Origin of the sequence: Acidithiobacillus sp. (genome assembly GCF_049965315.1) — a bacterium.
Classification (GTDB): Bacteria; Pseudomonadota; Gammaproteobacteria; order Acidithiobacillales; family Acidithiobacillaceae; genus Acidithiobacillus_B.
Genome location: NZ_JBMFWL010000004.1, coordinates 1 through 26,802, shown reverse-complemented (window position 1 = coordinate 26,802; position 26,802 = coordinate 1). Strand labels below are relative to the sequence as shown.

Annotated in this window: 30 protein-coding genes and 1 tRNA gene; 16 read left to right on the top strand and 15 right to left on the bottom strand. The window is 63.6% G+C overall.

Annotated elements, in window-relative coordinates; genetic code table 11:
- Positions 1–180: 180 nt before the first annotated feature.
- From ACP5MM_RS02005 to ACP5MM_RS01980, 6 genes are all read right to left on the bottom strand, one after another.
- Complete coding sequence (locus ACP5MM_RS02005) at positions 181–1,563, bottom strand: phosphomannomutase/phosphoglucomutase (protein WP_427934031.1); 1,383 nt, start codon at positions 1,561–1,563, stop codon at positions 181–183.
- 2 nt (positions 1,564–1,565) lie between these two features.
- On the bottom strand, positions 1,566–3,623 hold the full coding sequence (locus tag ACP5MM_RS02000) for an O-antigen ligase family protein (protein WP_427934030.1): 2,058 nt from the start codon (positions 3,621–3,623) through the stop codon (positions 1,566–1,568).
- Positions 3,620–3,820 (bottom strand): hypothetical protein, encoded by a 201-nt coding sequence (locus tag ACP5MM_RS01995; protein ID WP_427931334.1) that lies wholly within the window; start codon positions 3,818–3,820, stop codon positions 3,620–3,622. The genes ACP5MM_RS02000 and ACP5MM_RS01995 overlap by 4 nt, the downstream gene beginning before the upstream one ends.
- 70 nt (positions 3,821–3,890) lie before the next feature.
- Positions 3,891–4,415, bottom strand: a complete 525-nt coding sequence (locus tag ACP5MM_RS01990; protein ID WP_427931332.1) for a hypothetical protein — start codon at positions 4,413–4,415, stop codon at positions 3,891–3,893.
- Positions 4,416–4,629: 214 nt separating this feature from the next.
- Positions 4,630–4,706 (bottom strand) — tRNA-Pro (locus tag ACP5MM_RS01985).
- A 13-nt stretch (positions 4,707–4,719) separates the two neighbouring features.
- The gene (locus ACP5MM_RS01980) at positions 4,720–5,688 is read right to left on the bottom strand and encodes a polyprenyl synthetase family protein (RefSeq protein WP_427931377.1); all 969 of its coding nucleotides are present in this window, start codon (positions 5,686–5,688) and stop codon (positions 4,720–4,722) included.
- Positions 5,689–5,887: 199 nt separating this feature from the next.
- Here ACP5MM_RS01980 and rplU point away from each other — a divergent pair, with 199 nt between their 5' ends.
- Genes rplU through proB form a run of 4 tightly spaced genes read left to right on the top strand, consistent with a single transcriptional unit; the run spans position 5,888 to position 8,769 of the window.
- Complete coding sequence (gene rplU, locus ACP5MM_RS01975) at positions 5,888–6,199, top strand: 50S ribosomal protein L21 (RefSeq protein ID WP_427931330.1); 312 nt, start codon at positions 5,888–5,890, stop codon at positions 6,197–6,199.
- Between the two features lie 11 nt (positions 6,200–6,210).
- Positions 6,211–6,471 carry a 50S ribosomal protein L27 gene (gene rpmA, locus ACP5MM_RS01970; protein ID WP_123102372.1) on the top strand — a complete coding sequence of 87 codons (261 nt, stop codon included), beginning with the start codon at positions 6,211–6,213 and terminating at the stop codon, positions 6,469–6,471.
- 52 nt (positions 6,472–6,523) lie between these two features.
- Complete coding sequence (gene cgtA, locus ACP5MM_RS01965; RefSeq protein WP_427934029.1) at positions 6,524–7,624, top strand: Obg family GTPase CgtA; 1,101 nt, start codon at positions 6,524–6,526, stop codon at positions 7,622–7,624.
- Between the two features lie 11 nt (positions 7,625–7,635).
- Positions 7,636–8,769, top strand: a complete 1,134-nt coding sequence (proB, locus tag ACP5MM_RS01960) for a glutamate 5-kinase (protein WP_427934051.1) — start codon at positions 7,636–7,638, stop codon at positions 8,767–8,769.
- Here the strand turns inward: proB and ACP5MM_RS01955 are convergent.
- Both ACP5MM_RS01955 and fur read right to left on the bottom strand, forming a co-directional pair.
- On the bottom strand, positions 8,766–9,149 hold the full coding sequence (locus tag ACP5MM_RS01955; protein ID WP_427931326.1) for a TraR/DksA family transcriptional regulator: 384 nt from the start codon (positions 9,147–9,149) through the stop codon (positions 8,766–8,768). The genes proB and ACP5MM_RS01955 overlap by 4 nt on opposite strands.
- Before the next feature lie 132 nt (positions 9,150–9,281).
- Positions 9,282–9,734, bottom strand: coding sequence for a ferric iron uptake transcriptional regulator (gene fur / locus ACP5MM_RS01950; RefSeq protein ID WP_427931324.1), 453 nt, complete (start codon positions 9,732–9,734; stop codon positions 9,282–9,284).
- A 66-nt stretch (positions 9,735–9,800) separates the two neighbouring features.
- Between fur and ACP5MM_RS01945 the strand changes: the two genes are divergently transcribed.
- The gene (locus tag ACP5MM_RS01945) at positions 9,801–10,145 is read left to right on the top strand and encodes an outer membrane protein assembly factor BamE (RefSeq protein ID WP_427931322.1); all 345 of its coding nucleotides are present in this window, start codon (positions 9,801–9,803) and stop codon (positions 10,143–10,145) included.
- 189 nt (positions 10,146–10,334) lie between these two features.
- Here ACP5MM_RS01945 and ACP5MM_RS01940 read toward each other — a convergent pair whose 3' ends face one another.
- Positions 10,335–10,793, bottom strand: a complete 459-nt coding sequence (locus ACP5MM_RS01940) for a type II toxin-antitoxin system RatA family toxin (protein ID WP_427934028.1) — start codon at positions 10,791–10,793, stop codon at positions 10,335–10,337.
- 9 nt (positions 10,794–10,802) lie between these two features.
- Positions 10,803–11,960, bottom strand: a complete 1,158-nt coding sequence (locus ACP5MM_RS01935) for a phospholipase D-like domain-containing protein (protein WP_427934027.1) — start codon at positions 11,958–11,960, stop codon at positions 10,803–10,805.
- A 216-nt stretch (positions 11,961–12,176) separates the two neighbouring features.
- On the opposite strand from ACP5MM_RS01935, the gene smpB reads away from it, so the two are divergent.
- Genes smpB through ACP5MM_RS01915 form a run of 4 tightly spaced genes read left to right on the top strand, consistent with a single transcriptional unit; the run spans position 12,177 to position 15,370 of the window.
- Positions 12,177–12,638 carry an SsrA-binding protein SmpB gene (gene smpB, locus ACP5MM_RS01930; protein ID WP_427931317.1) on the top strand — a complete coding sequence of 154 codons (462 nt, stop codon included), beginning with the start codon at positions 12,177–12,179 and terminating at the stop codon, positions 12,636–12,638.
- Entirely contained in the window at positions 12,631–14,301 is a 1,671-nt protein-coding gene (locus ACP5MM_RS01925; protein WP_427934026.1) for an ArnT family glycosyltransferase, read from the top strand. Before smpB ends, ACP5MM_RS01925 begins: the two co-directional genes overlap by 8 nt.
- The gene (locus ACP5MM_RS01920; RefSeq protein WP_427931314.1) at positions 14,298–14,840 is read left to right on the top strand and encodes a thioredoxin fold domain-containing protein; all 543 of its coding nucleotides are present in this window, start codon (positions 14,298–14,300) and stop codon (positions 14,838–14,840) included. The genes ACP5MM_RS01925 and ACP5MM_RS01920 overlap by 4 nt, the downstream gene beginning before the upstream one ends.
- A 29-nt stretch (positions 14,841–14,869) precedes the next feature.
- The gene (locus tag ACP5MM_RS01915; RefSeq protein ID WP_427931313.1) at positions 14,870–15,370 is read left to right on the top strand and encodes a disulfide bond formation protein B; all 501 of its coding nucleotides are present in this window, start codon (positions 14,870–14,872) and stop codon (positions 15,368–15,370) included.
- On the opposite strand, the gene ACP5MM_RS01910 is transcribed toward ACP5MM_RS01915, so the two are convergent.
- The 3 genes from ACP5MM_RS01910 to ACP5MM_RS01900 form a co-directional block, all read right to left on the bottom strand.
- Positions 15,367–15,888, bottom strand: a complete 522-nt coding sequence (locus tag ACP5MM_RS01910) for an RNA pyrophosphohydrolase (protein WP_427931311.1) — start codon at positions 15,886–15,888, stop codon at positions 15,367–15,369. The two genes, ACP5MM_RS01915 and ACP5MM_RS01910, sit on opposite strands and share 4 nt — an antisense overlap.
- A gap of 313 nt (positions 15,889–16,201) precedes the next feature.
- Positions 16,202–16,645 (bottom strand): NUDIX hydrolase, encoded by a 444-nt coding sequence (locus ACP5MM_RS01905; RefSeq protein WP_427934025.1) that lies wholly within the window; start codon positions 16,643–16,645, stop codon positions 16,202–16,204.
- 8 nt (positions 16,646–16,653) lie between these two features.
- Positions 16,654–17,352, bottom strand: coding sequence for a pseudouridine synthase (locus ACP5MM_RS01900; protein WP_427931307.1), 699 nt, complete (start codon positions 17,350–17,352; stop codon positions 16,654–16,656).
- Positions 17,353–17,404: 52 nt separating this feature from the next.
- Between ACP5MM_RS01900 and ACP5MM_RS01895 the strand changes: the two genes are divergently transcribed.
- The 7 genes from ACP5MM_RS01895 to ACP5MM_RS01865 all read left to right on the top strand — a co-directional run bounded on the left by ACP5MM_RS01895 (position 17,405) and on the right by ACP5MM_RS01865 (position 25,291).
- Complete coding sequence (locus tag ACP5MM_RS01895; RefSeq protein ID WP_427931306.1) at positions 17,405–18,481, top strand: agmatine deiminase family protein; 1,077 nt, start codon at positions 17,405–17,407, stop codon at positions 18,479–18,481.
- A gap of 266 nt (positions 18,482–18,747) precedes the next feature.
- Complete coding sequence (locus ACP5MM_RS01890) at positions 18,748–21,498, top strand: molybdopterin-dependent oxidoreductase (RefSeq protein ID WP_427931304.1); 2,751 nt, start codon at positions 18,748–18,750, stop codon at positions 21,496–21,498.
- A gap of 10 nt (positions 21,499–21,508) precedes the next feature.
- Positions 21,509–22,132 carry a 4Fe-4S dicluster domain-containing protein gene (locus ACP5MM_RS01885; protein ID WP_427931302.1) on the top strand — a complete coding sequence of 208 codons (624 nt, stop codon included), beginning with the start codon at positions 21,509–21,511 and terminating at the stop codon, positions 22,130–22,132.
- Complete coding sequence (gene nrfD / locus ACP5MM_RS01880; RefSeq protein WP_427931300.1) at positions 22,129–23,163, top strand: NrfD/PsrC family molybdoenzyme membrane anchor subunit; 1,035 nt, start codon at positions 22,129–22,131, stop codon at positions 23,161–23,163. Before ACP5MM_RS01885 ends, nrfD begins: the two co-directional genes overlap by 4 nt.
- Positions 23,144–23,701, top strand: coding sequence for a TorD/DmsD family molecular chaperone (locus tag ACP5MM_RS01875; RefSeq protein WP_427931298.1), 558 nt, complete (start codon positions 23,144–23,146; stop codon positions 23,699–23,701). Before nrfD ends, ACP5MM_RS01875 begins: the two co-directional genes overlap by 20 nt.
- Positions 23,698–24,282, top strand: a complete 585-nt coding sequence (gene hybE, locus ACP5MM_RS01870; RefSeq protein ID WP_427934024.1) for a [NiFe]-hydrogenase assembly chaperone HybE — start codon at positions 23,698–23,700, stop codon at positions 24,280–24,282. Before ACP5MM_RS01875 ends, hybE begins: the two co-directional genes overlap by 4 nt.
- A 391-nt stretch (positions 24,283–24,673) precedes the next feature.
- The gene (locus ACP5MM_RS01865) at positions 24,674–25,291 is read left to right on the top strand and encodes a Yip1 family protein (protein ID WP_427934023.1); all 618 of its coding nucleotides are present in this window, start codon (positions 24,674–24,676) and stop codon (positions 25,289–25,291) included.
- A gap of 62 nt (positions 25,292–25,353) precedes the next feature.
- Here the strand turns inward: ACP5MM_RS01865 and ACP5MM_RS01860 are convergent, their stop codons facing one another.
- Positions 25,354–26,046, bottom strand: coding sequence for a lysozyme inhibitor LprI family protein (locus ACP5MM_RS01860; protein WP_427934022.1), 693 nt, complete (start codon positions 26,044–26,046; stop codon positions 25,354–25,356).
- Between the two features lie 58 nt (positions 26,047–26,104).
- Positions 26,105–26,551, bottom strand: a complete 447-nt coding sequence (locus tag ACP5MM_RS01855) for a hypothetical protein (RefSeq protein WP_427934021.1) — start codon at positions 26,549–26,551, stop codon at positions 26,105–26,107.
- Positions 26,552–26,802 lie beyond the last annotated feature (251 nt).

Genomic DNA, 26,802 nt, shown 5'->3' with positions numbered 1-26,802 from the left:
CTTGGCACCGGAATTTCGCCCCCTTTCATCCTAGATTCCGCGCTTGGCACCGCGGTTTTCTCTCCCCAGTCCCACGGCTAAGGCCATGGGCCAAGGGTCCTGGCAAAACGCCCCATCCACCGCCTTTGTCACGTTCATCGCGTCCACCCCTTCCTCCCGAGCGGCAATCCTGCCACGCCGTCAAAACGGCAGGATCACCCCCGGCTTGACCGCCTGCAGAAGCTCCCGGAAACGCCCCTGAATACCCGCCAGGGCGGCGGCGCTGTCGCCCTCAAAGCGCAAGACCAATACCGGCTGGGTATTGGAGGCCCGCACCAGACCCCAGGCATCGGCCAGTTCCACGCGAACGCCATCCAGGGCGATGAGCGTCGCATCGGGGAAACGCTGGGCGGCCTCCGCGCGAATCCGTTCCATGAGCGCAAAATGCTCCCCCTCCGCCAGTTCCACCCGCAGTTCCGGCGTGCTGAAGCCCTTGGGCAGGGCGCGTAACACGGCGCCGGGGGCCTCGGCCCGCCGACTGAGGATCTCCAGCAGGCGGGCGCCGGCATACAGCCCGTCATCAAAGCCATACCAGCGTTCCTTGAAGAAGATATGGCCGCTCATCTCCCCCGCCAGCGGCGCCGCCATCTCCGCCATCTTCGCCTTGATCAGGGAATGCCCCGTCTTCCACATGAGCGGCACACCACCCGCCGCGCGGATGGCCTCGGGCAGGAAATGGGAACATTTCACGTCAAAGATGATGGGCGCCCCAGGCACCCGTGACAGGACATCCTGGGCAAAGAGGATCATCTGCCGGTCGGCCCAGATGATCTCCCCGCCAGGCGCCACCACACCCAGGCGATCCCCGTCGCCATCAAAGGCCAGGCCCAGATCCAGTCCCTGCTCCGCCACGAGACGAATGAGATCCTGGAGGTTTTTCTCCTCGCTGGGATCGGGATGATGATGGGGAAAATGGCCATCCACCTCCGTAAAGAGTCCATGCACCTCACAACCCAGGGCCCGGAACAATTCCGGCGCCACCACACCGGTCACGCCGCTGCCGCAGTCCATGCCGATGCGCAGCCGGCGCGCGAGGTGCACATCGCCGACGATGCGCTGCACATAGGCGGGGAGGATCTCGTCGTTTTCGACATCTCCCACCGGACCGAGCCAAAAGTCATCCGCGCGGATGCGCTCATGGATCTGCTGGATCGCCGCCCCATGCAGGGTCCTGCCCCCCAGAACCATCTTGAAGCCGTTGTAATTGGGCGGATTGTGGCTGCCCGTCAGCATGACCCCTCCGTCGGCGTGGAGATGGTGGATGGCAAAATACAAGGTCGGCGTCGGCACCATGCCCACATCCAGCACCGCACAGCCCGTCGCCCGCAAACCGTTGCGCAGGGCCTGGACCAGTTCCGGCCCCGACAGCCGGCCGTCCCTGGCCACCGCCAGCCGCGACAGCCCCTGGGCCCGTGCCTCGCTGCCGATGGCGCGGCCGATGGCCTCCACGCGCGCAGGGGTGAGATCACGCCCCACTACGCCGCGGATGTCATATTCACGAAAGATGCTGGCGGGTATTTCCATCGTCAGGGCTCCTTTGGCTGAACAGGGAGAGGATGCAGCATCGACTGCAAAAGCCCCACGGCCGGGGTGTAGGCGGGGTTCTCCTGCAGCAAGCGGACCAGCGTTTGCCGCGCACCGGCCGCGTCATGGGCGCGCCACTGGGTCATGGCGATGTTCATCTGCAGGGCGCTGCGGGAATCCGGGAAAAGGGGACGGTCCAGACCCGCGCGCATGAAGGCCAGGCCCTCCTGCACATGGCCGGGCAAGAGGTAGGCCAACTCCGCGATCTGCGTGCGCAGGGCAACGCTCTCGGGATCGATGGCCAAGCCCTTGCGCCAGGCCAGCAGGGCGGCGCGGCGCGCCGCATCCGTACTCAGACCCAGCCGTTTCCCTTCACTAAGATACAAGGTGCCGATGGAGTTCCACACCCCTCCCTGACGCGGAATGCCCACCAGACTTTCCCGGTATTCATGCAGCGCGCTCCGCAGCAATTCCCGGCGCTTTTTTGCATCGAGCACACGGTCATTCGTCGCCAGGCTCAAATAGGTATTGGCCAGATAGACATGGGGTTGCGTGGCCAGCGGGCGGAACAGGGACAGCCAGTCCGCAGCGCGCAGCAGGAATACCGCCCGCTGCCCGGCATTGGGCATCCAACGGTTCAACCAGGCGTTATCACTCAACAAGGAAAAACTGAGCCCGTCGCAGGCCAGGTTCCAGGACCCCGCCGCCAGGGCGATGGCCAGCACCGTTTGCGCAATGAAGGAGTGATTGATCCCCAGGCGCGGCAGCAACGGCGCCGTCCAGCCGCGCGCCCCGAAAATCTGCCAGGCGCGGGCCAGGAAAAGCCCGCCCAGGAGACTCAAGGGCAAGTTGTAGAAAATGAAATTGCCCAGGGCATGGCCGGTGATGGCGAACACCCCCAGGACCAGTCCCAGCGCCTGCAAACGTTGCTCATCCGCCAGTCCCAAGGCCTTCCCGCCCTGCACCAGCAGGCGATAGAGGGAAAAAATCAGGACCCCCGCAAAGGTCAGGAGAAAGCCGAGGTTGATCAACCCGCCTTCGGCCAGATACTCGATGTAATCGTTATGGGCGTAGGTTCCCGCCGAAGCCAGCTCTCCCGGCAGGCGATAGGCCGGATAATAGAGGAAATAACTCCCCAGCCCCGTACCCAGCCAAGGATGGCTCAAAAAGATATGCCAAGTCGCCAGCCACATGAGGCCGCGGGAAACGGTGCTGATGTTATGGGTAATGAAACCGGGGGCCAGATGACCCAGCAGGTCATAGCCCTGCACATAACCGAAAAGGAGAAAGGCGGTGGTCGCCAGACCCAGCACCAGGAAGCTGCGGCCCCGCGCCCCCGGCTGGCGGCGCAGCCCCCACAGGGCAATGGGCATGGTGCACAGCCAGGCGAGAAAACCGCCCCGGCTGTTGGTGGAAAAAAAGGCCAGCAGGAGCAAGGTCATGGTGATGAGATAACCCAGGCTGACCCAATGCACCCGTGCGGAAAGAAAGCGCTCCCGGCGCTGGGCATCGCTGCTGAAATAAGCCACCAGCACCGGGAAAAAGAGCAGGTTCAACCAGGCCGCAAAGCTGTTGGTATCCAGCAGCGGACCCAGCGGCCGCAGTCCGGTCAGTCCAACCCCGCGCCCCATCCACTGATCGTATTGCCAGAGGGCATAGAGGCTGAGCGCCACCGCGCTCAGGACCGCACCGCGCCACAAGCAGCGCCACGCCCCCTCCGCCACATCGGCAGGCAGGGCGATCCAGATCAGAAAGGCCAGGGGCAGGGAGCCCAGCACCCAGAAATAGAACCAACTGGTATAAGGCACCCCGCTCCAGAACAGCGTCGCCCCAAACCAGATCAGCCAGGCCAGCATGAAGACGGGCAGGAAGCCTCGCGGCCAGGGCAGACCCTCCCGCAGGCGCGGCCACCACACCCAGGCGCCCCACAGCATCAGGAGGATCATGCTGCCCGCCAGGAGCGGGATCAATTGTCCGTTGTAATACCACGCCAGCAAGTAGGCCAAAAACGGAAAAAGCGCATAGAGCGCCGGGCGCAACCTTGGGGCAGAAACCGTCACGAATCCTCCTTGGAGTGATACGGGCAAAGATGCGTACCATCCCGCCGATGGGTCGCCGCGGAATGGGGCAGCCACACGCCGCAGCGCGCGCAACGCACCAGGGCGACGGATGGCGTGCCCCGGCCATGGGGCACCCGGTGCCGCCAAAGATAAAACAGCACGGCGAGCAACGCCACCAGGAATAGCCATTTCATCATGCGTGGGCAACCCCCTCGGGCCGGCGCCAGCCACGGGGCTCCGCCAGCGGACAGCGCCCGGAATACCCGTTCACTGGTCCCCGGCCGCCAGGGGATGCCCGCGCAAGCGCTGGACTCCGGCGCGAAAGGCGGTGTTGGCCTCTATCTTTTCCCGTTGCATCAGCGCAAAGAGCTGCGGACGGTCACACTCTTGCAAGTGACCCGCCGGCATGGCGGCGCAGGCGCTGGCCCAGTCTTGGGCCAGCGCGAAAAAACGCGCGGCGGCCGCCCGCCCCTTGGCCATATCCTCGGCAACGGCCGGCGGGAAACGGGGCCCGGGCGCCGCAAAGTCGCGGGCGGATTCTCCATAGCTTTTGGCCAGATTGCTCCAGCAGGCGCCCGCCATGGGGCTTTGCTGCAACCCCAGCCGCACGCAATTGCCGGAATATTGACCACCCTGGCCCAGGCTGGCCTGCCAACGGTTCTGCAACGCTTCCGCCGCGTGCAAGGCAATGGCCGGATTCCGGGTCACCACCGGCCGGGGCGGGGCGGCCGCCACCACGGGCGCCAAGGGAACCTGTTGGGCACAGGCCGTCAGCAGCAAAAGCAACACCACCCCAAGGCATCCAAAGCAAGAACGCAACACGGTCACCTCCCCTACCCCGGCCTCATCAAAATGGGTTATAGAATAAAATGGGTGGTCTTGCCGTCCCAAGGCACCTTGCGCAACGGCCCTTGGCAAAAGGGCAGGAGCGATGCCCCATTCCCTGCCGTCCTCCCCCGGTTTTTGCCCATAAAAAAACGCCCGGATAACCGGACGTTTTGATTTTTGGTCGGGGCGAGAGGATTCGAACCTCCGACATCCGCCTCCCGAAGGCGGCGCTCTACCAGGCTGAGCCACGCCCCGCGCGTTTTCCTAACTAAAATTCACGACGTACGGCAAAATCCGCAAGAAACGACAAGGCCCGACGCTCCGGGCCGTCGGAGAAGCCCGCCAAGCACGCCTGAGCCTGCTTCGCCTTAGCCGCCGCGACGTCCAGAGTGTAATCAATCGCCCGGGTCCTGGCAATGATTTCCAGGACCCGCTCCAGCCCGGCGCGATCCCCGCTGCTCAGGGCGTCCCGCAGCACCCCCCGCTCCGCCTCCGAGCCTTCCTGCATGGCGTAGATGAAGGGCAGCGTCGCCTTGCCATCGACCAAGTCGTCACCGCGATTCTTGCCCATCTGTTCCGCCGATACCGAATAATCCAGGGCGTCATCCACCAACTGGAAGGCCGTACCCAGCAAGGATCCATAGCGGGCCAGCGCCGCCTCCCGCTCGGGATCGGCATGATTGAGGATGGCGCCCAGACGTGCCGCGGCCTCGAAGAGCTTGGCCGTCTTGGCCTCGATCACCGCGTAGTAGGCATCGGGCTGCAGATCCGCGTCGTTGGCGTTTTCCAATTGCGCCACTTCGCCCTGGGCAATGACACTGGTGGCCTCGGCGAGGGTGGACATCACCCGGATGTCCCCATCCCGCACCATCATCTCAAAGGCGCGCGCATAGAGGAAATCCCCCACCAGCACCGCGGCGGCGTTTCCCCAAAGCTGGTTGGCCGTCGCATTGCTGCGCCGCAGTTCCGAGCCGTCCACCACATCGTCATGGAGCAGGGTTGCGGTATGGATGAACTCGACCACCGCCGCCAGGGGGATGGGTCGCGTACCATGCTCTCCCCCCATGCGGCTGCTCAGAAGCAGCACGATGGGCCGCAGCCGCTTGCCGCCCGCGCCGATAATATAGGCCCCCATGGCCGGGATGGTCGGCACGGCCGATTGGAGCTGCTCCTGGATCACGATGTTCACCGCCACCATATCGGACCGCACCAGGCGGTTGACATCTTCCAAATCCATCGCCACTTTTTGCTCCAAAGATGATCCCAATTTGCTGGCGGAAAGCGCACGCGCAAAGGATTGTCGGCATCGCAGGGCAGCCTTGTCAAGGCGTTTTCGGGAGGTGGCGGCAAGGCCACTTGACCAGTGACCGCTCCTGCCGGTATCTTACTACCCTTTTCCGGAAGCTTCCGGCAAAGCCTTATTTTGGAGGTTTGTGATGTACGCGGTCATCGAAAACGGCGGCAAACAATATCGGGTGGCAGTGGGCGACAAGCTCCGGCTCGAAAAAATGGAGTTGGAAGAGGGCAGCGAGCTGGCCATCAACCGCGTGCTGATGGTGGGCAGCGGCGCCGATGTCAAGATCGGTACGCCCCATGTCGATGGCGCCATCGTCAAGGGCACCGTGCTCGCCCAGGGCCGCGCGGCAAAGGTGCAGATCTTCAAGATGCGCCGGCGCAAGCACTACCGCAAGCAGCAGGGCCATCGTCAATATTTCACCGAAATTCGCATCACCGGCATTGAGGCCTAAGGAGCAACGTCATGGCACACAAGAAGGCGGGCGGTTCATCCCGTAACGGCCGCGATTCCCAGTCCAAGCGTCTGGGCGTAAAGCGCTACGCCGGACAGCAGGTCATCAGCGGCAACATCCTCATACGGCAGCGGGGCACGCAGTTTTATCCCGGCGTCAACGTCGGCATAGGCAAGGATCACACCCTCTTCGCCACGGCCGAGGGCGTCGTGAAATTCGAGCGCAAGGGCCCGCGCCAGGTGCGTACCGTCAGCGTCGTTTCGCCGGCTTGACCAGCCAGCGTCGGAGCGCCCCGCGCCGGACTCTCCGGCGCGGGGTTTTTCTATGAAATTCATTGATGAAGTGCGCATCACCGTCGGCTCCGGCAACGGCGGCCATGGCTCCGTCAGCTTCCGCCGCGAGAAGTTCATCCCCTTCGGCGGACCCGACGGGGGCGATGGCGGGCGGGGCGGCAACGTCACGCTGGTCGCCCAGGGCAGCCTCAACACCCTCATCGACTTCCGTTACCAGCGCCGCTTTCGGGCGGAAAACGGACATGGGGGGGCCGGCCGGCAGATGACGGGGCGGGGCGGGCGCGATCTGAGCATCACCGTCCCCATCGGCACCCTGGTCTACGACGACGACACCCACGAACTCCTGGGGGACCTGCGCCACGACGGCGATACCCTGCTGGTGGCCAAGGGCGGTCGCGGAGGCCACGGCAATATGTGGTACAAATCCAGCACCAACCGGGCACCGCGTCAGCATGAATTGGGCGGCAGCGGCGAGGAACGCCAGTTGCGCCTGGAATTGCGCCTCCTCGCCGATGTGGGCCTGCTCGGCATGCCCAACGCCGGCAAGAGCACCCTGATCCGCGCCGTCAGCGCCGCCCGCCCCAAAGTGGCCGACTATCCTTTCACCACCCTGTATCCCAACTTGGGCGTCGTGCGCATTGCCGAGCACGAATCCTTCGTTTTGGCCGACATCCCCGGCCTCATTCCCGGTGCCGCCGAGGGTGCCGGACTGGGTACGCGTTTCCTCAAACACCTCTCCCGCACCCGGCTCCTGCTGCACCTGGTGGATCTGTCTCCGCCCGACGGCGGCGATCCCGCCGAGCAGGTGCGGGCGCTGGAGGATGAACTGGCCGCCTACAGCCCAACCCTGGCCGCGCAGCCGCGCTGGCTGGTGGCCAACAAGGCCGATCTCTTCACCCCCGAGGCGGCCCAGTCCCACTTCCAGGCCCTGCGTCGGGACCTGGACTGGCAGGATCCGGCCTTCCTCATTTCCGCCGCCAGCGGCGCCGGCTGCCAGGAACTCATGCGCAAGGTCTGGTTGGCCTTGGCCGAGCTCCCGCCGCCGCCCCCACCCGAGGCCATTGGTCTATGGGACGAGGACGACGAGCCGGCCCTGAGCATCGGGGAGGAGGAAGAGGAGGAAGAGTGGTGAATCGCGCTGCCATGCCGCAAGCGCGGCGCTGGGTGGTCAAGATTGGCAGCAGCCTGCTCACCAATGGCGGCCAGGGTCTGGACCATGGGGCCATCCATGCCTGGGTACGGCAATGCCTCGCCTTGCGGCAGAAAGGCATCGAGATCGTCCTCGTCTCTTCCGGAGCCGTAGCCGCCGGCATGGAGCGCCTAGGCTGGAAGTCGCGGCCCACGGCCCTCAATCAACTGCAGGCAGCGGCCAGCGTCGGCCAGGCAGCCCTGATCCAGATCTATGAAGAATGGTTGCGCGAAGGGGGAGTTCACGGTGGCCAGGTGCTTCTCACCCATGAGGATCTCCGCGATCGGCGCCGCTATCTCAACGCCAGCGCCACCTTGCGCACCCTCCTGGAAATGGGGGTAATCCCCATCATCAATGAAAATGATGCCGTAGCCAGCGAAGAAATCCGTTTTGGCGATAACGACACCCTGGCAGCGCTGGTGAGCAACCTGCTGGAAGCCGACCTCCTGGTCATTCTCACCGACCAGACCGGCCTCTATGACGCCGACCCCCGGCAGCATCCCGATGCCCGCCTGCTGAGCGAAGTGACCGCCGGCGATCCCGCCCTGGAGCAGATGGCGGGAGGCGTGGGCAGCCATGTGGGCAGCGGCGGCATGATCACCAAGGTGCGGGCCGCCGCCCGGGCCGCCCGCTCGGGAACCGCCACCATCGTCGCCAGCGGTCACGAGCCGGACCTGCTTTTGCGCCTGCAGCGGGGAGAAGCCCTGGGCACCTACTTCCATCCCCGCCTGGCCCGTCTCGCCGCCCGCAAGCGCTGGCTGGCGGGGCAGCTCCGGGCGGCCGGCACCCTGCACCTCGATGCTGGCGCAGCGCAAGTGTTGAGGAAAAAAGGCGGCAGCCTGCTACCCGTCGGTGTTACCGCGGCGGAGGGAAGCTTTCAGCGCGGCGACCTGGTCGTTTGCCTGGACCCGGAGGGCCGGGAAGTGGCCCGGGGCCTGGTCAACCTCGACGCGCAGATGGTCCGGCAGCGCATCGGGAAAAGCAGCAAGGTGATCGCCGAGGAGTTTGGCGAACTGGAGGATCCGGAACTCATCCATCGCGACAATCTCGTCCTCAGCGAAACGGAGATTCGCGGAGAAGGGGCTTAGAGAGTCGCCTCCGTCTGCTCCTGCAACGCCTCCCAACGCTGCTGGCATGCTACGCAGCGCTCCGCTTCGGGCTCCACCTGCAAGCGCGCCACGGGAATCTCTTCCCCGCAGTCCACGCAGATCCCGTAAGTGCCGGCCCGAATGCGCTCCAGGGCGAGGTTCACCGCCCGCAATGCCTGAGCTTCCCGCAAATCCCGCGCCAGCCCCAGGCTCTCGGCGAGATCCAGCACCGAGTCATCACCGACATCCCGCACTTCCAGCCGCTCCCGCTCCTCCGCCGCCAGTTCACCATTGAGCAGGTGCGTGCGCACTCCGGCAAGCAGGTCCTGGCGCCGGTCTTCCAGGGTGCGCTGAAAGGCTTCTACGAGTTTTGCGTCCATGGGGTTTCTCCTGGAAAGGTGGCCATACATCGACGGGTAGCCGGCGTTTTTTTCGCCCGCTCCGCGCAATCGAACATCGTTGGACTTGGCACTGCACCGCGGCGCGGCGCTGGAGCTTGAACGGCGGAAATATCAGTGATCCGCTTCATCGGCCGACTTGAGCGAGCAGACCCCCCGCTCCTGCATTCCCAGACAGGTTCCGTAGAGATAGAGGCTATGGTCGGTAATGAAAAAGCCTTCTTCCTCAGCCAGTTCGCGCTGCCGTGCTTCCAGACGCTCGTCAAAGAATTCCAGCACCTTGCCGCAGGCGGTGCAGACCATATGATCATGGTGCCCGCTTTCATTGAGCTCGAAAATGGCCTTGTCGCCTTCAAAATGATGGCGGCGCACCAGACCCGCCGACTCGAACTGGGTAAGCACGCGGTAGACCGTGGCCAACCCCACTTCCTCGCCGGCATCCAGAAGCTGCCGATAGATATCCTCGGCCGTAAGATGGCGGGTGGCGCCTTCCTCGAAGATCCGCAGGATCTTGAGACGCGGCAGAGTGGCCTTGAGGCCGGCACGCTTGAGTTCGTCGCTATTCATTCGCTCGTAGAAATGGCATCCAAGAATGGTTTAGGATAGATGCACCGATCGCCCAAGACAAGGACTATGAGAAGCCTCCGCCCTTTCCTCCTGATACCCCTTCTCGGCCTGTTGCTCACCGGCTGCAATATCTATCGCGTGAACGTGCAGCAGGGCAATGTCGTCACCGCCAAGGAACTGGCCGAATTGCATCCCGGCATGGATCAGTTGCAGGTGCGCACCATCCTGGGCTCGCCCCTCCTGCGGGACCCCTGGCACCCTGACCAGTGGGTCTATGTATATAGCTTGAAGCCGGCCTATGGCACCCTCGAAGTGCGCAAGATCTACGTCCTCTTTGACAAGGACGGCAAATTGCTGGGTGTCCAGGGCGACGTGAAGGCGGCAGAGGCCACGGCGGCGGCTGCATCCTGACCTCCGGCACAACGCTACAGAACGCCTAACGGCCAGGCATCCGCCGCGCCTCATCATCATGCAGCGTGCCCCCGACCCGCAGGAGCGGCCCATGGCCGCGACCTGCACAAGCACGGCATTGGCAGGATGTGGACATGGGCCGCCGGATCAAGGCCCGTGGCCCAATGCCCCGGCTGACCGGGGCGCAGGTCAGGATTGGGCAGGAAGGCGGGCACCGGGGGGGCCGTAGACGGCCCGGGCGCGGCTGGCGAAGCTCTGCACCATGGTTTCGGCAGCCTGCTTGAAGATGGGATCCAAAAAGGCGCCGATGAGGCGCGAGCTGAACTCGAAACGCAGATCCAGGGTGACGCGCGTGCCGCCGCTGACGGCCTCCAACTGCCATAATCCTTCCAGAAAACGAAAGGGGCCGTTGATCAGGCGCAGTTCCGCCAGCTTGGGGCGCTGATAACGATTGCGGGTCGTAAAGGATTTCCCGAATGCCCCATGGGAAATGGTAATTTCGGCCAGCGCCTCATCACCATGATCCTCGATGATCCGGCTCCGGCCGCACCAGGGCAAAAACTGCGGATAGGCGGGGATGTCCTCCACCAAGGCAAAAATCTGATCTGCGCTGTAAGGCAGAACAGCCGTCTTGCGAATATGATGCATGAAAACCTCTCAATATTTGCGTCGGCCGAGGGCGCGCGCTTGCGCCCAGCGGTCGAGCACGGCCAAAAGCCACTCCAGTGTGCGCCGCCAGCGCGGCCGTCGCTGCCAGCCGCCCATGGCAAGCTCCTGCGCATGGGCGAACTCGCGCACGAAAAGGCTGCGTAACAATAAGACCGCCAAGGGGCTACGTAATTCTATGTTGAGCTCGCGATTAAACCATAAGCTCAAAAAATCGAGATTGGCCGACCCGAGAGTCACCCAATAACCATCGGCCAAGGCATACTTGCCGTGCAGGAACGCACCCTGATATTCATAAATACGCACGCCCGCTTGCATCAGCGGCTGATAATACGCCTGTATGCCAAAACGCAAAAGTGGATGATCGGTGATCCGGCCCGCCAGCAGCAAGCGCACGTCCACCCCTCGCCGGGCGGCCTGCTGCAGGGCGCGACGGACTACGGGGTCGGGATTGAAGTAGGGGGTAGCGATCCACAATTCCCGGCGGGCAGTGCGCAGGACGGCCAGGAAACGCCGGCGCATGCCGCGGCGCCGGGGCGGCAGGCCCTCCAGCAGGCGGCCCTTGCCCCAGCAGGCCGCCCCCGCCTCTATTGCCCCGGAATCCGGCAAGGGCAGCGGCAACGCCGGGAAGTCGGGGTGATGGCGGGCGAAGGCCAGGCGCAAGTGCTGGGCGATGGGCCCACGACAGGCAAAGAGGGCATCGCGATAGGGCGGGCTGCCTTCCCCCGCCCCCAGCCAGGCATCGGCAAAGGCAAAGCCGCCAACGGCCGCCCATTGGCCATCCACCACGATGATGCGCCGATGGGTGCGGCGCAGGCGATGCTCCATCCCGATGAAACGCAGCCGGTGATACCAGTGGACATGGGCCCCCGCGGCCCGCAACCGGGAACTCCAGGCCGACGGAAAGCCGCGACTGCCGATGGCATCCAGGGTGACATGGACGCGCACACCGGAGCGGGCCTTGGCCTCCAGGATGTCAAGGACCTGCCCCGGCCAGACCCCTCCTTCGAAGATATAATTTTCGAGGAGGATCTCCGTTTCCGCTCCGCGGAACTGATCCAGGAGCCAACGGGCGATATCCGCCATCTCCGTCAGGAGGATGCCCGCGTCAATGCCTACCCACGGTGTACGCCGCGTCTGCTGCAACAATACCCTCCCCCCGGGCCGGATGCGGACCTCTGCAAAGTATAGGGGCTTTCTCAGCTTGGCAAGCCGCCGGGCTTCGCCCATGGGCATGATGCCCAGCCCGGCCGCCCCCGACCGCTACAGTCCCTGTTCCGGCTGCGGCGGCCATCTGGTCAACAGGCGTTATCCCCGCGGCCCTTTTGCTTTACAATGCGCCTTGAGTTCGTCGGGAGTGGCACTATGAGCAGCACCATCGCCCTGAATCGCGAGGCGAAACACGAGTATTTCATTGAGGAGCGCTTCGAGGCCGGGATGGTCTTGCAGGGCTGGGAGGTCAAGTCCCTGCGTGCCGGGCGGCTCAATCTCAAGGACAGCTACGTGCTCGTCAAGGGCGGCGAGCTGTGGTTGCTGGGCGCCCATATCAGCCCCCTGCCCACCGCCAGTACCCACATCAACCCCGATCCGACGCGCACGCGCAAGCTCCTGATGCACAAGGAAGAGATCAACCGCCTCATCGGCAGCGTGGAGCGCAAGGGCTTTACCGTCGTGCCGCTGGCCATGTACTGGAAACAGGGGCGGGCCAAGGTGGAGATCGCCCTGGTCAAGGGCAAGCAGGAACATGATAAACGCGCCACCCTCAAGGAACGGGAGTGGCAGCGGGACAAGGCCCGCATCCTCAAGGGTGGCGCCCGGGATGCATAAACCCGCCAGCGCCCCATCGCAATCCTTTCTGCTGCAAGCACTGCTCCTCTTTCTCTTCGCCTTCTGGCTGCTGGCCTTCCACACCGGTAACGCCAGCCTCTGGGATATCGACGAACCCAACAACGCCCAAGCCCTGAAAGAAATGCTGGCCCACCACAACCTCGTGGTCCCCACCTTCAACGAGGCCCTGCGCCCGGACAAGCCCATTCTCAACTACTGGCTCATGGGGGCTGGCGTGCGTCTCCTGGGCATGAATGGCTGGGGGCTGCGCATCGGCTCCGTAGCCCTGGGGGCATTGCTGGTCTTCTATCTTGCCCTGGCCCTCCGCCGTCTTTACGGGGAGCGCACGGCCCTGTTGACGGGCCTGCTGACCGCTACCGCTCTGCACAGCCAAATCATCTTCCGCGCGGCCGTTCCCGATCCCCTGCTGATCTTCTTCGTCACCGTCAGCCTGATCTCGTACCTGCGCGGCTATCTCCTGGCCGAGGAGCGGCGGCGCGATTATCTCATCAGCTATGCCGCCATGGCCCTGGCCACCCTGGCCAAGGGGCCCATCGGCTTCCTTCTGCCCGGTCTGATCATCGTCCTGTTTCTCCTCGGCCGCCGCGATCTGCCCCATCTCTGGCGGCAAGGACAACTCGCCCTGGGTGTGCCGCTGTTCCTGTTGATCGCCCTGCCCTGGTACCTGGCCGTTGGGGTCGAAACCCACTGGCTCTGGGATCGCCTCTTCATCGACCAGCAAAACATCGGTCGCTATACCGCCAGCATGGAGGGGCACCGCGGACCCATTTACTACTACCTCCTCACCATTCCCCTGGCCCTGCTGCCTTGGTCCATTTTCCTTCCCCAGACCGCTGCGGAACTCTGGCAGCGGCGCGGGACCCTCTTCACCAAGGCGCCCGAAGATGCCTTCATGCTGCTCTGGGCCATCACCTGGGTAGTCTTTTTCAGCCTGGCGGCCACCAAACTGCCCAACTATGTGTGGGAAGCCTACCCCCCCCTCTTTCTGCTCTTGGCCCAGCGCCTGCACCTGGCCCTGCACGGGATCATTCCCTTGCGGCGCTGGGGTGTCCTGCTCTCCCTGAGCGCGCTCTTGGGCATCGGCCTGACATTGGCCGGCCTGGGCTGGTGGCTGGTCCCCAAGGAGATTCCGCCCCTGGGCGATGTCGCCTATCTGGGTCTCCCCTATTTCCTGGCGGCGCTGGCGGCCCTCTATTTTGCCTGGGGCGGCCGGCTCATGGCGATCATCGGCAGCCTGGGTATCGGCGCCGTAGCCCTCACGGGCGTCCTCGTTCTCGTCGCCATGCCGGCCCTGGACTCCCTCAAACCTTCCGTGACCATGGGCCGAATGATCCGCACCATGGAAGGGGCGCAGCCCTATGCCATTGCCACCTGGCACTGGTTCCAGCCGAGCTTTCTCTTTTACGCCGGCCGCGGCGCCATGCCCGGGCATGAACCGGAGCGGCTGACCCGGCTGGCGCGGATCGTGGCGGATGGGCAGGGAACCGCCTTCCTCGCCCTGCCCGAAGCGGATCTCGCCGCCGTCCGAAAAGCGTTGCCCACAAGCATCCACAGCCAGGAACTCTACGCAGGCTATGAACTCTATAGCCGCAAAAGGATCGCCCTGCTGCGCCTGACCAGTGTCCTTGCGGAGAAGCCATGAGCGTTTTGCGCATCCTGCTGTTTTGCTGCCTGAGCAGCCTCGCCGCCCCGGCCCTGGCCGAGCATGCCCCCAGCTTCTGGCAGGCACTGGATCATGCCCATTACGTCGAGGAAGGGCGGAAAGGCCCCGTGGTCTATGTCTTTTTTGATCCCAACTGTCCCTATTGCCATCTGCTCTATGGAGATTTGCAAAAACCCATCAGCGCCGGGCGGCTGCGGGCGCGCTTCATCCCCGTGGCCATCCTCTTTCCCAGCAGTGCCGGCAAGGCGGCGGCCATCCTCCAAGCCAAGGACCCGCGCCAGGCCCTCCAGGAAAATGAAATTCATTTTGGCAGCAGCGGCAAACCCAGCGGGGGCATCGCCGCCATTGCGCCCGATGCTCAGGCCCAACGAGAGCTCCGCTACAATGAAAATCTGTTGGAGATGGCCGGCGGCAATGGGGTGCCGTTTCTGATTTATCGCGACAGGAGCGGACAGATGGGGTTCATCATGGGCCTGCCCCGGAAAAGCGACTGGCCGGCGCTGTTGCAGACGCCCTGAGCCCCTACGGAGTGCGAGGAAACGGGACCATGCGGAAATACGGGATTGATGGTATCGCTGCCTTTGCCGTGCTCAGCGGGAGCGCCGCCCTGGGCATTGTCCTCTGGCTGCAGTTCGATCGGGGTATCGCCCCATGCAGCCTGTGCATCTATCAGCGCATTGCCGACCTGCTGATGATCGCCGGTGCGGGCGCCGCCCTCCTTTGGCGCGGCGGCATGCGCCCTGCTCTCCTCTGGGTAGCCGCGCTGGCGGCCCTGGGCGGTGCCGCAGCCGGGGCCTGGCAATGGCATCTCGTTGCCGCAGCACCGCAGGTGGAAAGCTGTAGCGCCGTGCGTTTTCTGGAAACGTCCCCCGCCTGGGGGCCATGGGGGTCCGATTTTGCCGCCAGCCTCAGTGGTCAGGGCTCCTGCGTGACGGCCGGTGGCAAGCGTTGGCTGGGCCTCCCCATCACCCACTGGAGCGTGCTGGTTTTTGCCGTCAACGCCCTGCTCCTGGGCCTGGCCGCTCGCGGCGCCCGGCAACGGGCCTAGCGACGCTCCGGTGCCATCATGATCGGTCGCGGCAAGCCCCGGGGCTCCGTGGGCGGCGGTCCGGCGCCGATGAGGGGCGCCAACTCGCGCAAGGCCTGCCAATAGACACGACGCTTGAACGCGATGATCTCATTCACCGGCGCCCAGTAGTCCACCCAGCGCCATTCCTCGAACTCCGGCTGGCTGGTCTGCAGGTTGATCTCCCCCTCCTCGCCCTCGAAGCGCAGCAGAAACCAGATCTGTTTCTGGCCCCGATAGCGGCGGCGGGCCCGCTGGGGAGAACGGGGCACGTCGTAGCGCAGCCAGCCGCGAGTACGGCCGATGATACCCACCTTGGCGGTGCCCACCTCTTCCTCCAGTTCCCGCAACATGGCCTGCTCCGGCGTTTCCGAGCGCTGTATGCCGCCCTGGGGAAACTGCCAGGCGTTCTCGCCCACCCGCCTGGCCCACAAGACCTGGTTTTCGTGATTACAGATAATCATGCCCACGTTGGGGCGGTAGCCGTCTGCGTCGATCATGGCCCCTCATCGTCTCTGCCGATGTCATTGGCACAAAGATAGCATGTTGGAGGGGCCGCCGTCAGTTGCGCAGCGGCGGCATTGTCCGGCGGCAGGAAGGCCATTGCGCTTTATCCGATATGGGGCGGTTGGCCCGGGTGTTTTGCCGCGACTTCGGCCCGCACCGTCGTCGTTCTAGGTGAAATCTCGCGCCCGGCAAGTGAACTGTTTGAGCCCGCAGGGCGAGTTTTCAACCGCCAGAGGGATGAGCCGTAGAACAACAGGCAAAGACCGCTGGAGCGAAAAGCGCCTTTGCCAACCGCCGTTTCTGGCTTTACAGCCGCTGCAGGATGTTCAGCGGATAGCGCTGTCCCGCAAGGAAATCCTCCACGCAGCGCAGCACCAGGGAGCTACGCATCCGCCCCGGCTGGTCCCGTATTTCCGCCAAGGAGAGCCATTGCGGACCAATGATCCCCGTATCCAGAGGCCGCCCCGGATCCCGCGCCCCCACCCGGCCGGCAAAGGCGAAACGCAGATAGGTGAGGTCCTTGCGGGGGTGCTCCCAGTGATAGATGCCGATGAGGCTTTCCGGCACGAAAGGATAGCCCGTCTCTTCCATGGTTTCCCGCACCACCGCATCCAGCAGCCCCTCCCCCGGATCCCAATGGCCGGCGGGCTGGTTGAAGCAGCGCCTGCCTTCGACCTCCTCTTCCACCAGGAGGAAGCGTTTATCCTCCTCCACCACGGCGGCTACGGTGACATGCGGCATCCAGATCATGGTCACTCCTATGGCCTTTCTGCAGGGGTCAGTTCCCGCCACGCGCCCGGTTCCAGGCCCGCCAGGGTGAGATCGGCGTAGGACTCGCGGTGCAGGGCCACGACCGCATTGCCCAGGGCGGCAAAGATGCGGCGCACTTCATGGTAACGGCCCTCGCGCAGGGTGAGCAATACTTCCTGCTCGCCCAGCACCGCCAATTCGGCGGGGCGACAGGGGGAGTCCTCGCCCTCCAGCAATAAGGTCCCGCTCGCTAGTTGCTCCGCCTCATCCCCCCGCAGGGGCGACTGCAGCAGCACCCGATAACGACGCGGCACGGCAAAACGGGGGGCGATGAGGCGATGCAGCCAGTCGCCATCATCCGTAAGCAGCAAGAGTCCGCTCGTTTCCTTGTCGAGCCGTCCGACGCTGGCAAAACAGGGCCGCCGCAGGCGCCATCGTGCGGGAAAATCGGCATAGATGCCGCGCGCGTCGTCATGGGCGCAGACCTTGCCCAGGGGTTTGTGATAGAGGATATAGAGGCACTCCGGATGTTCCAGGGGCGCCCCGTCCAGGGTGACCAGGGACGGTGGAACCTTGCTCTGGGGCCGGGACAGGGGAACACCGTCAACGGCCACCCGGCCGGCGCGCAACAGGTCGCGGACTTCGGAGCGGCTGCAATAACCCAGACGGGAAAGGAGATGATCGACACGTTCGGAGGATGCGTTCATGGTAATGCAGTGTAAGCGCTACCAGCGGCTGACGAAAAGGGCGCTTGGTCGTATGATGGAGAAAAGGGAAACTCTACCGGAGACGGACATGACCCAGGCCTATCGCCTTCCCCCCGAATGGGCCCCGCAATGGGCCGTGCAGCTTACCTGGCCTCACCCGGAAAGCGATTGGGCGCCGCGTCTGGCGGAAGTCAGCGCCGTCTTTGCCCGGATCGCCCGAGAGATCAGCCAGCGCGAAGCGGTATTGATTGTCTGTCACGACCGGGCCAGCGCAGACCATTGCCTCGAGACCCTGAGCGCCGCCGGGGCCAGATTGACGCAATGCCACCTGCAGATCTGCCCCAGCAACGACTCCTGGGCCCGCGACCACGGCCCCATCACCCTCCTCAATGAACAGGGCAAGGGCCAACTCCTGGACTTCGGCTTCAATGCCTGGGGCCTCAAATTCCGCGCTGACCTCGACAATCAGATCACCCGCCGTCTTCACGCCCAAGGGGCCTACGGCGATGTTCCGCTGCGCACCCTGGGGATGATCCTGGAAGGCGGGAGCATCGAAGCGGATGGCGCGGGCAATCTGCTCACCACCAGTGCCTGCCTCCTCTCCCCCAACCGCAACCCGCAGTATGCGCGCGGCGAGATCAGCGCCCTGCTCTGCCAGCATCTCGGCATGGAACGGGTGCTGTGGCTGGAAAGCGGTCACCTGGAAGGGGACGATACGGACGCCCATATCGACACCCTGGCGCGCTTTTGCAGCCCCCGCAGCATCAGCTACCAGGCTTGCGACGACCCGGACGACAGCCATTTTGCGCCGCTCCAGCAGATGGCCGCCGAACTTTCCGGCCTCCGCGGCAGCGACGGCAGTCCCTACCATCTCATCCCCCTGCCCTGGCCCCAGGCGCGTTTTGACGATGATGGCACCCGCCTGCCCCTCAGTTACGCCAATTTCCTCATCATCAACGGCGCGGTGCTGCTCCCCGCCTATGATGATCCCGCCGATGACGTGGCCCGGGAACGCCTGCAAGGAGCCTTCCCGGATCGTGAAATCATCCCGATCCCCTGCCTCGAACTGACCCGCCAACACGGCAGCCTGCACTGTATCACCATGCAATTGCCCCGCAGCAGCCAATAGTCCGGGAAACGGCCATTGGGCCCAAGCCGTAATCGTTCCTGGCGTCAACCCGCGCCCGGCGGCATCCCATAAATTCATCAAATTATTAAATATGCAGATTCAATAAAACAATAGATAAAACGATGTTCATCTCTTGTGACTTCGGTCTTCAAGAGTATTATATAAGCATATTAGCATTTCGTTATATCGTTAGAAACAAAACCACCATCCCGCGCCGGTTCAAACCGGTTCGCTATAACGCGCATTCGCAGGCAGGAGGCCTTATCATGGCTTGGCAGTTCCCCAAAATGACCCGCCGCAGTTTTCTCAAAAACACCAGCCTGGGGGCGGTCGGCGCCACCCTTTACCACCCGAACTGGATTCGGATCGCCGGCCCCGACAAGCCCGATCCGGCCGATCATTTCGCCTATTCCATTTGCAATTATTGCTCTTCCTTCTGTTCCCTGCGCATCACGGTCGCCCAAAAAAAGGGGCGGGAGCGCATCATGAAGCTGGGCGGCAACCCCAACTCCACCCTCAATGGCGACAAGATCTGCGCCCGCGGCCAGTCAGGCTTGCGCCAGGTCTACAGCGCCAACCGCGTCAAGACCCCGCTGATCCGCGTGGCCGGCAGCAAGCGCGGGGAGATGAAATTCCGCGCCGCCACCTGGGATGAGGCCTGGGATTACATCGCCCAGAAGAGCAAGGGGATCAAGCCGTGGGAATGGACCATCTATGGCGGCTGGAGCACCTGTTCCTTCTATATTCCCAACACCTTCTGCTTCACCGCCGCCAATCAGATCCCCAATCTCATCACCTCGCCCACCCAAAACTGCGTTTTCAACGGCCATTTCGGCACCAACTCCATGACCGGCAACTATGTCGTTCACGGCGAGAACATTGAGGATTACGAAAACAGCGACTACATCCTCTCCATCATCGGCAACGCCAGCATCGGCGGCGTCTCCACCTGCCGTGCCGTGCGTTTCGCCGCCGGCATAGAGAAAGGGGCCAAGGTGGTGGTCCTCGACCCGCGCGCCTCGGAAACGGCGGCCAAGGCCGACGAGTGGTACGCCATCAAGCCCGGCACCGACCTGGATTTCACCCTCGCCATGCTGCGGGAGATGATGAATAACGGCTGGTATGATGAGGAATTTCTCGTCAGCCACAGCAACATGCCCTTCCTGGTGCGCAAAAATGCCCACAACGCCTGGGAACTCTATCTCTCGGCGCAAAAAGAACCCGCCGTCATCGACGCCAAGAGCGGTCAGGTGGTCTTTCTCCCCGCCTTCAGCAACCACAATCTGCAAGGCAGCAACGGCAACAGCGTGACCCCCCTGCTTCGCGCACCCCAAGGCTTTAGCCACAATGGCGAGGCCATGCTGACGGTCTTTGATGCCCAGCATCAGGAGATTCAGTCCTACACGCCCGAATGGGCCGCCGCCAACACTGGCATCAGCGCCGCCGACATCCGCAAGATCGTTCGCGATTTTCATCAGGCCAAGTCGCCCATCCTCATCCCCGGATGGTCCGGCGCCCGCTATGGCAACATCCAGATGCTGCGCAGGGTCCAGGCCATGATCCAGGGCCTCAAGGGCGGGTTCGACGTGCCCGGCGGCTGGATCTTCGGCGGCGACTACCGCGAGCAGGTGCGGCACATGTGGGAGGTGAAGAATGACCCCAAGGCGCCGCCCATGGCCAGCTTGGCGGGCATGCCCTTCGTTTACTGGAGCGCCAAGGCGGCAGCCGATCCCAACACCTATCCCCACGGCTATCCGGCCTGGGCGGCGGTGCACCGCGATCAGACCCCCAAGGATTCCCCCGACTGGGCGGCGTTTCCCTTCACCACGGAAGTCGGCCTGGATTCCGCCGTCAAAGGCAAGCTGACCTGGAAAGGCGCGCCCTATCTCTGCAAAGCCATCCTCTTCAACGGCACCAATCCCCTGCGCGATGCGCCCGAGGGCTTCTGGGAAGAGGTCCTGAACCATCCCAACATGGACTTGGTCGTCGTCATGGACGTGATGCCCTCGGATACCCTGGCCTATGCCGACGTGGTCCTACCGGAACTCACCTACCTGGAGCGCGATGAGCCGGCCATCTACGGCAACGGCACCAATCCCGACAACATGCTCATCACCCGTTATCAGGCCGTGCCGCCCCTCTACGACAACGTCATTCTGCCCGATGCCTTGCTGAAGCTGACGGAGATCATCAGCGGCAGCAGCGAGCCCTATTATCGGGCTCTGGAGCAACTCGCCGGCGTGCCCGCCGCCCGCCTCAAGGCCCTGACTGCCGAAAATCGCGCCAAAGGCATCAAAAACCCCTTCAACATGGCCAGCCGCCAGGTGGATTTTGAAATGAAGGCCAAAGGGCTCGGCATCACGCCGCAAAAGCTGGATGCCGTCCTGCGGGAAAAGGGGGTCTATCCCGTCGCCAAGGCCGAGGATCTCATCGCCAACTACGGCATGCCGCGCAAGATGGCCCTGCCCACCCCCAGCGGCCGCGCCGAGTTCTACAGCAACCTGTATGGTCAATTGCGGGATCAATTCGGCTTGTGGGACAACCCGTATTTCTCCGTGCTGGCCACCCATATCCCCGCCGATTGCCGACCAGAGGCCAAGGCGCCCATGGGAGACAACGAATTTTACTTCACCTTCGGCATGGTCCCCACCGTCTCCCACTGCTCGCCCAACAACGACTTCCAGCCGCTGGTGGGCATCAACAAGTTCCGCGGCGACATCTATACCGGCCTCTGGGTCCATGCCCAGCGGGCGGAAAAGCTCGGGCTGCGCGAGGGCGACCAGGTGCGCGTCACCAATCTGCTCACCCAGCAGAAGGCCGATGCCGCCGTCCATGTCACCCGCCTCATTCGCGCCGACACGGTGTTTCTCTATAGCGGCTTCGGCGACCAGAACCCCGCGCTCACCCACGCGGTGGGCATGGGCACGGCCCTCAACAAGATCACTCCCAACTTCATCGAACCGGTGAGCGGCGGTTTCCGCTCCCAGGAATTCACCGTGCGCCTGGAACGCGCCTGAGGAATCATCCATGACCAAATATGCCATGCTCATCAATCTGGACACCTGCGTCGGCTGCAACGCCTGTATGGCGGCCTGCGCCATGGAAAACCAGACCCCGGTGTGGAACCCCGACAAGTTCCGCACCTATGTCTATGACGAGGAGATCGAGGTGGGGGACAAGATCCTGCGCCAGTTCTTTCCCAAGCTCTGCAACCACTGCGACAACCCGCCCTGCGTGAGCGTCTGTCCCACCGGCGCCACCTGGAAGGAGGCCAACGGCATCGTCCGCGTCAATCCGGAAATCTGCATGGGTTGCCAGGCCTGCGCCATGGCCTGCCCCTACGATGCCCGCTATGGTGCCGACCGTGAGGATATCAGCCACGGCGAGGCCTATTACGGCAAGGACTTCCTCAAGCGCACCGTGCCCAGCATCGACAAGTGCGATTTCTGCTATGAACGCCTGCAGGAAGGCCTGCAACCGGCCTGCGTGGAGACCTGCGTGGCCCACTCCCGCATCTTTGGCGATCTGGACAACCCCAACGATCTCCTCACCAAGGTCGTCGCCACCGGCAAGGCCCAGGGCCTGCTCACGGAGTTGGGCACCGGCCCCAACGTCTACTATGTCCACAAGATTCCGGAGGAACTGCTATGAGCGCCGTTCATTTCGCCACCACCTTCGCCACCCAGGACCGTTGGGGCGTGCTGGTCGCCGCCTATCTTTTCCTGGGCGGTCTGGGCGCCGCCCTCATCGCCCTGAGTCTCTTCAGCCACCGCTATTTCCAGGCGGGACGCGCCATCACCCTCTGGGGCACCCTCTCCGGCGAGGCCTTCCTGGGTTTCGGCTCCGCCCTCCTGCTGGTGGATCTGCTCCATCCCATCCGGGTCTGGGAAATCCTGCTGCCCTGGAACGTGCTCTTCCTGCCCTGGTCCTGGATCGCCTGGGGCACCCAGTTCATCATCTGGGCCATGGTCTTCGGTTTGCTCTATGTCTGGCCCTTGCTGCTGGATGAGCCGTGGTTGCGCAAGCTGCCCGTGGCCGGCCCCTGGTTGGGAAGATGGTTCGATCTGCCACTGATCCGTCTCATTGGTGACTGGGCCACGCGCCTGCGCACCCCCATCGCTTGGGTCGCCATCCTCAATGGGGTAGGCACGGCGGTTTATACCGGTTTGCTGTTGCGCTCCTTTCCCGCCGCGGCCCTGTGGGCCAATGACCTGGTCCCGCCCTTGTTCACCGTTTCCGCATTTTCCACGGCACTGGCCTATCAACTCCTCGTTCTCTACGCCGTGCTGCGCCAGCATGGCACCATGGCCCGCTGGTATGAGCGCCTGGATCTCATCCTCATCGCCGTGGAAATCGTGCTCATCTTCAGTATTCTTTTTGTTGTACTGCCCGGCAGTCTCAGCGGCCAGGCCAGCCTATCCATCCTCTGGCACAGTTGGGGCTGGATCGTCGGCTTCCTCGGCATTGGCTTGATCCTGCCCTTCGTCATGGAAAGCAAGGGCACCTTCATGGGCTGGCAACGCAGCGCCCCGGTAATTCTCACGGCCTGCATGGTCCTGCTGGGCGGCTTCCTGCTGCGCCATTACTTCCTGGCCAGCGGGGTTTACGTCTTTCCCTGGGGCAATGCCGGCCACGACGGCGTCCTCGGCGCGGGTATTTATCATGTCCTTACCAGCCACTGAAGCGGCCTCGGCAAGGCGCCCCGACACCATCGCCACCTGGCGCTTCTGCGCCATGGCGCTGGCGGAACCGGATGCCGAGTCCCTGGACCTCTTGCAGGAACAACCCTGCCAGCCCCCCTGGCTGGCCGCCGCCCTGCGGGAACTGAGCGCCCTCCCCCTGGATGCCTGGCAGGGGGAACATACCCGGCTCTTCACCTTCCCGGCCCTCTGTCCGCCCTTTGCCTCGGCCTATCTGGAAGAGGGCACCCTGAACGGCCATCGCGCCGCCGCCCTGGAAAGGTTCTATGGCGAACTGGGCTTGCTGCCCACCGGTCTCCCCGCCGATTATCTGGGCACCATCTGCGAATGTGCCGCCTTCCTCCGGGAGCAAGGTGAACCAGAAGTCCTGCAGGGCTTTTGCCAGGATACCCTCGGCGACTGGCTGGATCGCTTCCTCAGCGACCTCACGGCTCAGAGCGAACTGCTCTTTTACCGCGGCCTTGCCCAGGAACTGGCGGGGCTGGTCTACGCCTGCCTCACCCCGGAGCTCCAGGCATGACGCGCAAAAGCACTGTTGACGAATCCGGGATGACCGGGACATGGCAAATTCTGCCCGCCGCAACGGCGGAAGCCCTCACTCTCCAGATTACCGCCGCCTTTCGCCACTGGCATGAGGCCTGCTTTCGCGACAGCCAGGCGGCCCATCCGCATCTGGGCGTGGAACTGCGCGATCTACGCCCCGTCACCGGCTGGTGGCTGGGCCACCTGCTCACCCCTATCGCCCTCTACCGCATCTGCATACCCACTGCCATCCCCGCCCTTCCCCTCCCCGAAGGCTGGACCGCCGCCGAGCGAGCCGCCCATCCCTGCCTCGCCCTCGGCCCCCTCCTCCCCCTGCCCGTCCCGGGGCTCATCGGCCAGGGCCATCTCCACCATCTGCCCGAACTGGGCCACTTCCTCCTCCAGCCCGAAGTGCAGGGCCTTCGCCGCTACCCCGATGCCAACGCCGTTTTCGCCGCCTGGGGCCAAGTCCTCAGCTTCCGCCAACAAACCCGCGCCAACCTGGAAAAACAGCAACAATGCGACCGCCGCGCCTTTTTGCGGCGTCTCATGCCCACTCCGAAAGATGGGGCGCTTTGATTTTTGTTTCCAAGCGCCCACCGTCAGGACAGGCGGGTCTATAGCCGAACCATCCCCCAGTGCGGCAGAGAAGGCTGCTCCCGGAAACCTCGTCCGAAAGCACCCCCTCATGCGCAAACCGTGGCCTCCCAACCCGCAGCAACCGTCCACAAGGTCACGGATTCAGCTTCGATGGCAATGTATTGCCTTTGTGCGAAGGCTGCAAACTCCGTCGCCGAAATGTCCGGCAACGCCTGCCTGAACTCATGGATTAAGATTGCACCGCTTCCCGGCCATCACGGCCCATGGTCCATCCCTTGCCGATGGGCATGGCACCGGGGCGGACGGCTTGACTCCCGGCTTGGCCATAACCCACACTTTTACGACAATCTCAACTGAGGAGGGAGCAGTTATGCAGACACCATCCGTGCAGCGCATCATGGCCATCCTGACCAAGCCCAAAGAGATCTGGCCGCAGATTGCCGACGAGGCGACTTCCGTTCGCACCCTCTACCTGGGCTGGATCTTGTGGCTGGCGGCCATTCCACCCGTATTTTCCAGTATAGGGGCTTCGTTGATGTGGTCACGGATAATGGGTCCTGCGACCATGCTCGGCATGGGAGGCGTCGGTCCCTTTGTCATCCAAAACCTGGTCATGGGCTATATTCTTCAAATCGTCCTGGTGGCGGTCCTGGCCTGGGCCACCATGGCCCTGGCCAAGTCCTTTGATGGCCAGCCCGATCTTGCCCAGGCCACCAAGACCGTGGCCTATGCCTTTACGCCGGTCTGGCTTGCAGGGGTCTTTCAGGCGCTCCCCGTGCCCTTTCTGGGCGCCCTGGCGAGCCTTGCCGCATGGGTGTACGCCATCTATCAGATCTTCCTCGGCTTACCACTGACCATGCGCTGCTCGGCGCAAAAAGCGGGCACCTACACCGCGGTGATCGCCATCATCGGAGTGCTGACCGCCATCCTCCTCGGGATGATCAAGGGAGGCATGTGGCTGGCCTCCCGCGCCGGCACGCCCTTCTAGACCCCATGGGCGCGGCCGTTCAATCTCTTGGGAGATGGGCGGTCGTCTTTGCCCAAGCCCGATCACTCCCGAAACACCGAGGCCATGGTCTGGGACAGCGATGCCGGGTCTATCTGCGCACCTGAAATGCGATCGACCACCTTCCCATCACGCAATATCGCGATCATTGGAATTCCCGGCATGGATCCGGTGAGCGAAGCAGTTTCCTTGGGAAAAAGGTACCACGGTGTCCACTCTATCCTGGCGATAGCCACATGCGCGGGCAGATGCGCCACCACCTCAGCGAAAGTCCTGCGATCTTGGTCCGTACAATATGTACAGCCCGGACTTTGACTGGTGAGTTGAATGACCGCGTCTGGATGCTTCGCCAGGAACTGGGGAAGCGCGAGCGGAGACAGCTCCAGCACGGCCCCTGGGTGCAATTGCGCCAGGCGCTCGCGGTACGCCGCCGCCAAACACCCGGCATCCGCCTTACAGGCATCACGCATGGCAAGCCACTGCCGCTGCTCGGCAATGAGTTCCTGGCGCCCGGTGCTGCCCTTGGCAGTAGCGGCCAGGGCGTGGTGGTAGGCCTCGGCGAGTTCCGCGTCCAGGGCGCGCAATTGGGGGTTGGCGCAAAGTGCCCCTTCGCTGGGCGTGGCCGCCCGGCCGCACTGGGCGGCAGGGAGGCCCGTCTGCGCCAGGGCAGGTGACGCCCATAGCCCGGCGGACAGGATCAACAGGGTGCCATAACGGGACAAGGTGTTTACAGACATGGATACGCTCCTTCTATCAGGTGAAACAACATCCTGCATCATTGATTGATTCGGCTTCTCACTGCCAGAATAATCCTGGCGAGACGTTACCCGGCACTTGCGGCAAGGGAACGGCGCAGTGCTGGTTGATGATTTTTCCGTTGGCGGTTCTGCAATTCAGGTTATAGGCCTGAATGGGCAGGGGCTGCTTCAGCGCCGTCTGGCAGCGGGCCTGGTCCTTGCCCGGACAATCCTGATTGAAGCCCAGGACGCTGGCCGCCGCCCAGGCGCGGATGGCGGACAAATTCTGGGTCAGGGCGGCCGGATCGCGAACGAAAAGGGCGATCCGGGCGTCTTTTCCGGGCTCCCATCGGGTTTTTCCCGAGGGCAGAGACAGATAAAGCCCGTCCACGATGCCGAGGACTTGCACCGCGCCCTGGCGATTGACCACGGCCAGCGACTGCACCTGCGCATTGTGAGGTTGGAAACCCCAAACCAGGACGTTACCGTTTGTTACGTCCCGCAATAAATTAGGTGCCTTATCCCAAGCTGTTTGAGGTCGAAACGGAGGGGTTGTCCCACGGTCTTTCGGCAAGAACACGCACCCGGAGAAGCGCGGGATAGCGATAGCCATCCCGCGCGGGGTGGTTACCCTCAGAAGGGCTCTTTCTGCGCTTGAGGGGGGTAGTGCCGGGCGTGCCTTATTTGTCGCCCATAACGGCTTTCCATCAGGCTGGACAATGCCGTGACGAACTGGCTCAGGGCTGCCGCCGCTTC

Coding starts and splice junctions, on each gene's coding strand:
- ACP5MM_RS01945 (WP_427931322.1), top strand. CDS start 9,801: ATGAGAAGCCTCCGCCCTTTCCTCCTGATACCCCTTCTCGGCCTGTTG.
- proB (WP_427934051.1), top strand. CDS start 7,636: ATGCCGCAAGCGCGGCGCTGGGTGGTCAAGATTGGCAGCAGCCTGCTC.
- rplU (WP_427931330.1), top strand. CDS start 5,888: ATGTACGCGGTCATCGAAAACGGCGGCAAACAATATCGGGTGGCAGTG.
- ACP5MM_RS02005 (WP_427934031.1), bottom strand. CDS start 1,563: ATGGAAATACCCGCCAGCATCTTTCGTGAATATGACATCCGCGGCGTA.
- nrfD (WP_427931300.1), top strand. CDS start 22,129: ATGAGCGCCGTTCATTTCGCCACCACCTTCGCCACCCAGGACCGTTGG.
- ACP5MM_RS01890 (WP_427931304.1), top strand. CDS start 18,748: ATGGCTTGGCAGTTCCCCAAAATGACCCGCCGCAGTTTTCTCAAAAAC.
- ACP5MM_RS01860 (WP_427934022.1), bottom strand. CDS start 26,046: ATGTCTGTAAACACCTTGTCCCGTTATGGCACCCTGTTGATCCTGTCC.
- ACP5MM_RS01955 (WP_427931326.1), bottom strand. CDS start 9,149: ATGGACGCAAAACTCGTAGAAGCCTTTCAGCGCACCCTGGAAGACCGG.
- ACP5MM_RS01900 (WP_427931307.1), bottom strand. CDS start 17,352: ATGAACGCATCCTCCGAACGTGTCGATCATCTCCTTTCCCGTCTGGGT.
- fur (WP_427931324.1), bottom strand. CDS start 9,734: ATGAATAGCGACGAACTCAAGCGTGCCGGCCTCAAGGCCACTCTGCCG.
- ACP5MM_RS01980 (WP_427931377.1), bottom strand. CDS start 5,688: ATGGATTTGGAAGATGTCAACCGCCTGGTGCGGTCCGATATGGTGGCG.
- ACP5MM_RS01925 (WP_427934026.1), top strand. CDS start 12,631: ATGCATAAACCCGCCAGCGCCCCATCGCAATCCTTTCTGCTGCAAGCA.
- hybE (WP_427934024.1), top strand. CDS start 23,698: ATGACGCGCAAAAGCACTGTTGACGAATCCGGGATGACCGGGACATGG.
- ACP5MM_RS01905 (WP_427934025.1), bottom strand. CDS start 16,645: ATGATCTGGATGCCGCATGTCACCGTAGCCGCCGTGGTGGAGGAGGAT.
- ACP5MM_RS01875 (WP_427931298.1), top strand. CDS start 23,144: ATGTCCTTACCAGCCACTGAAGCGGCCTCGGCAAGGCGCCCCGACACC.
- ACP5MM_RS01910 (WP_427931311.1), bottom strand. CDS start 15,888: ATGATCGACGCAGACGGCTACCGCCCCAACGTGGGCATGATTATCTGT.
- ACP5MM_RS01885 (WP_427931302.1), top strand. CDS start 21,509: ATGACCAAATATGCCATGCTCATCAATCTGGACACCTGCGTCGGCTGC.
- ACP5MM_RS01895 (WP_427931306.1), top strand. CDS start 17,405: ATGATGGAGAAAAGGGAAACTCTACCGGAGACGGACATGACCCAGGCC.
- ACP5MM_RS01995 (WP_427931334.1), bottom strand. CDS start 3,820: ATGATGAAATGGCTATTCCTGGTGGCGTTGCTCGCCGTGCTGTTTTAT.
- smpB (WP_427931317.1), top strand. CDS start 12,177: ATGAGCAGCACCATCGCCCTGAATCGCGAGGCGAAACACGAGTATTTC.
- rpmA (WP_123102372.1), top strand. CDS start 6,211: ATGGCACACAAGAAGGCGGGCGGTTCATCCCGTAACGGCCGCGATTCC.
- ACP5MM_RS01915 (WP_427931313.1), top strand. CDS start 14,870: ATGCGGAAATACGGGATTGATGGTATCGCTGCCTTTGCCGTGCTCAGC.
- ACP5MM_RS01920 (WP_427931314.1), top strand. CDS start 14,298: ATGAGCGTTTTGCGCATCCTGCTGTTTTGCTGCCTGAGCAGCCTCGCC.
- cgtA (WP_427934029.1), top strand. CDS start 6,524: ATGAAATTCATTGATGAAGTGCGCATCACCGTCGGCTCCGGCAACGGC.
- ACP5MM_RS01940 (WP_427934028.1), bottom strand. CDS start 10,793: ATGCATCATATTCGCAAGACGGCTGTTCTGCCTTACAGCGCAGATCAG.
- ACP5MM_RS01865 (WP_427934023.1), top strand. CDS start 24,674: ATGCAGACACCATCCGTGCAGCGCATCATGGCCATCCTGACCAAGCCC.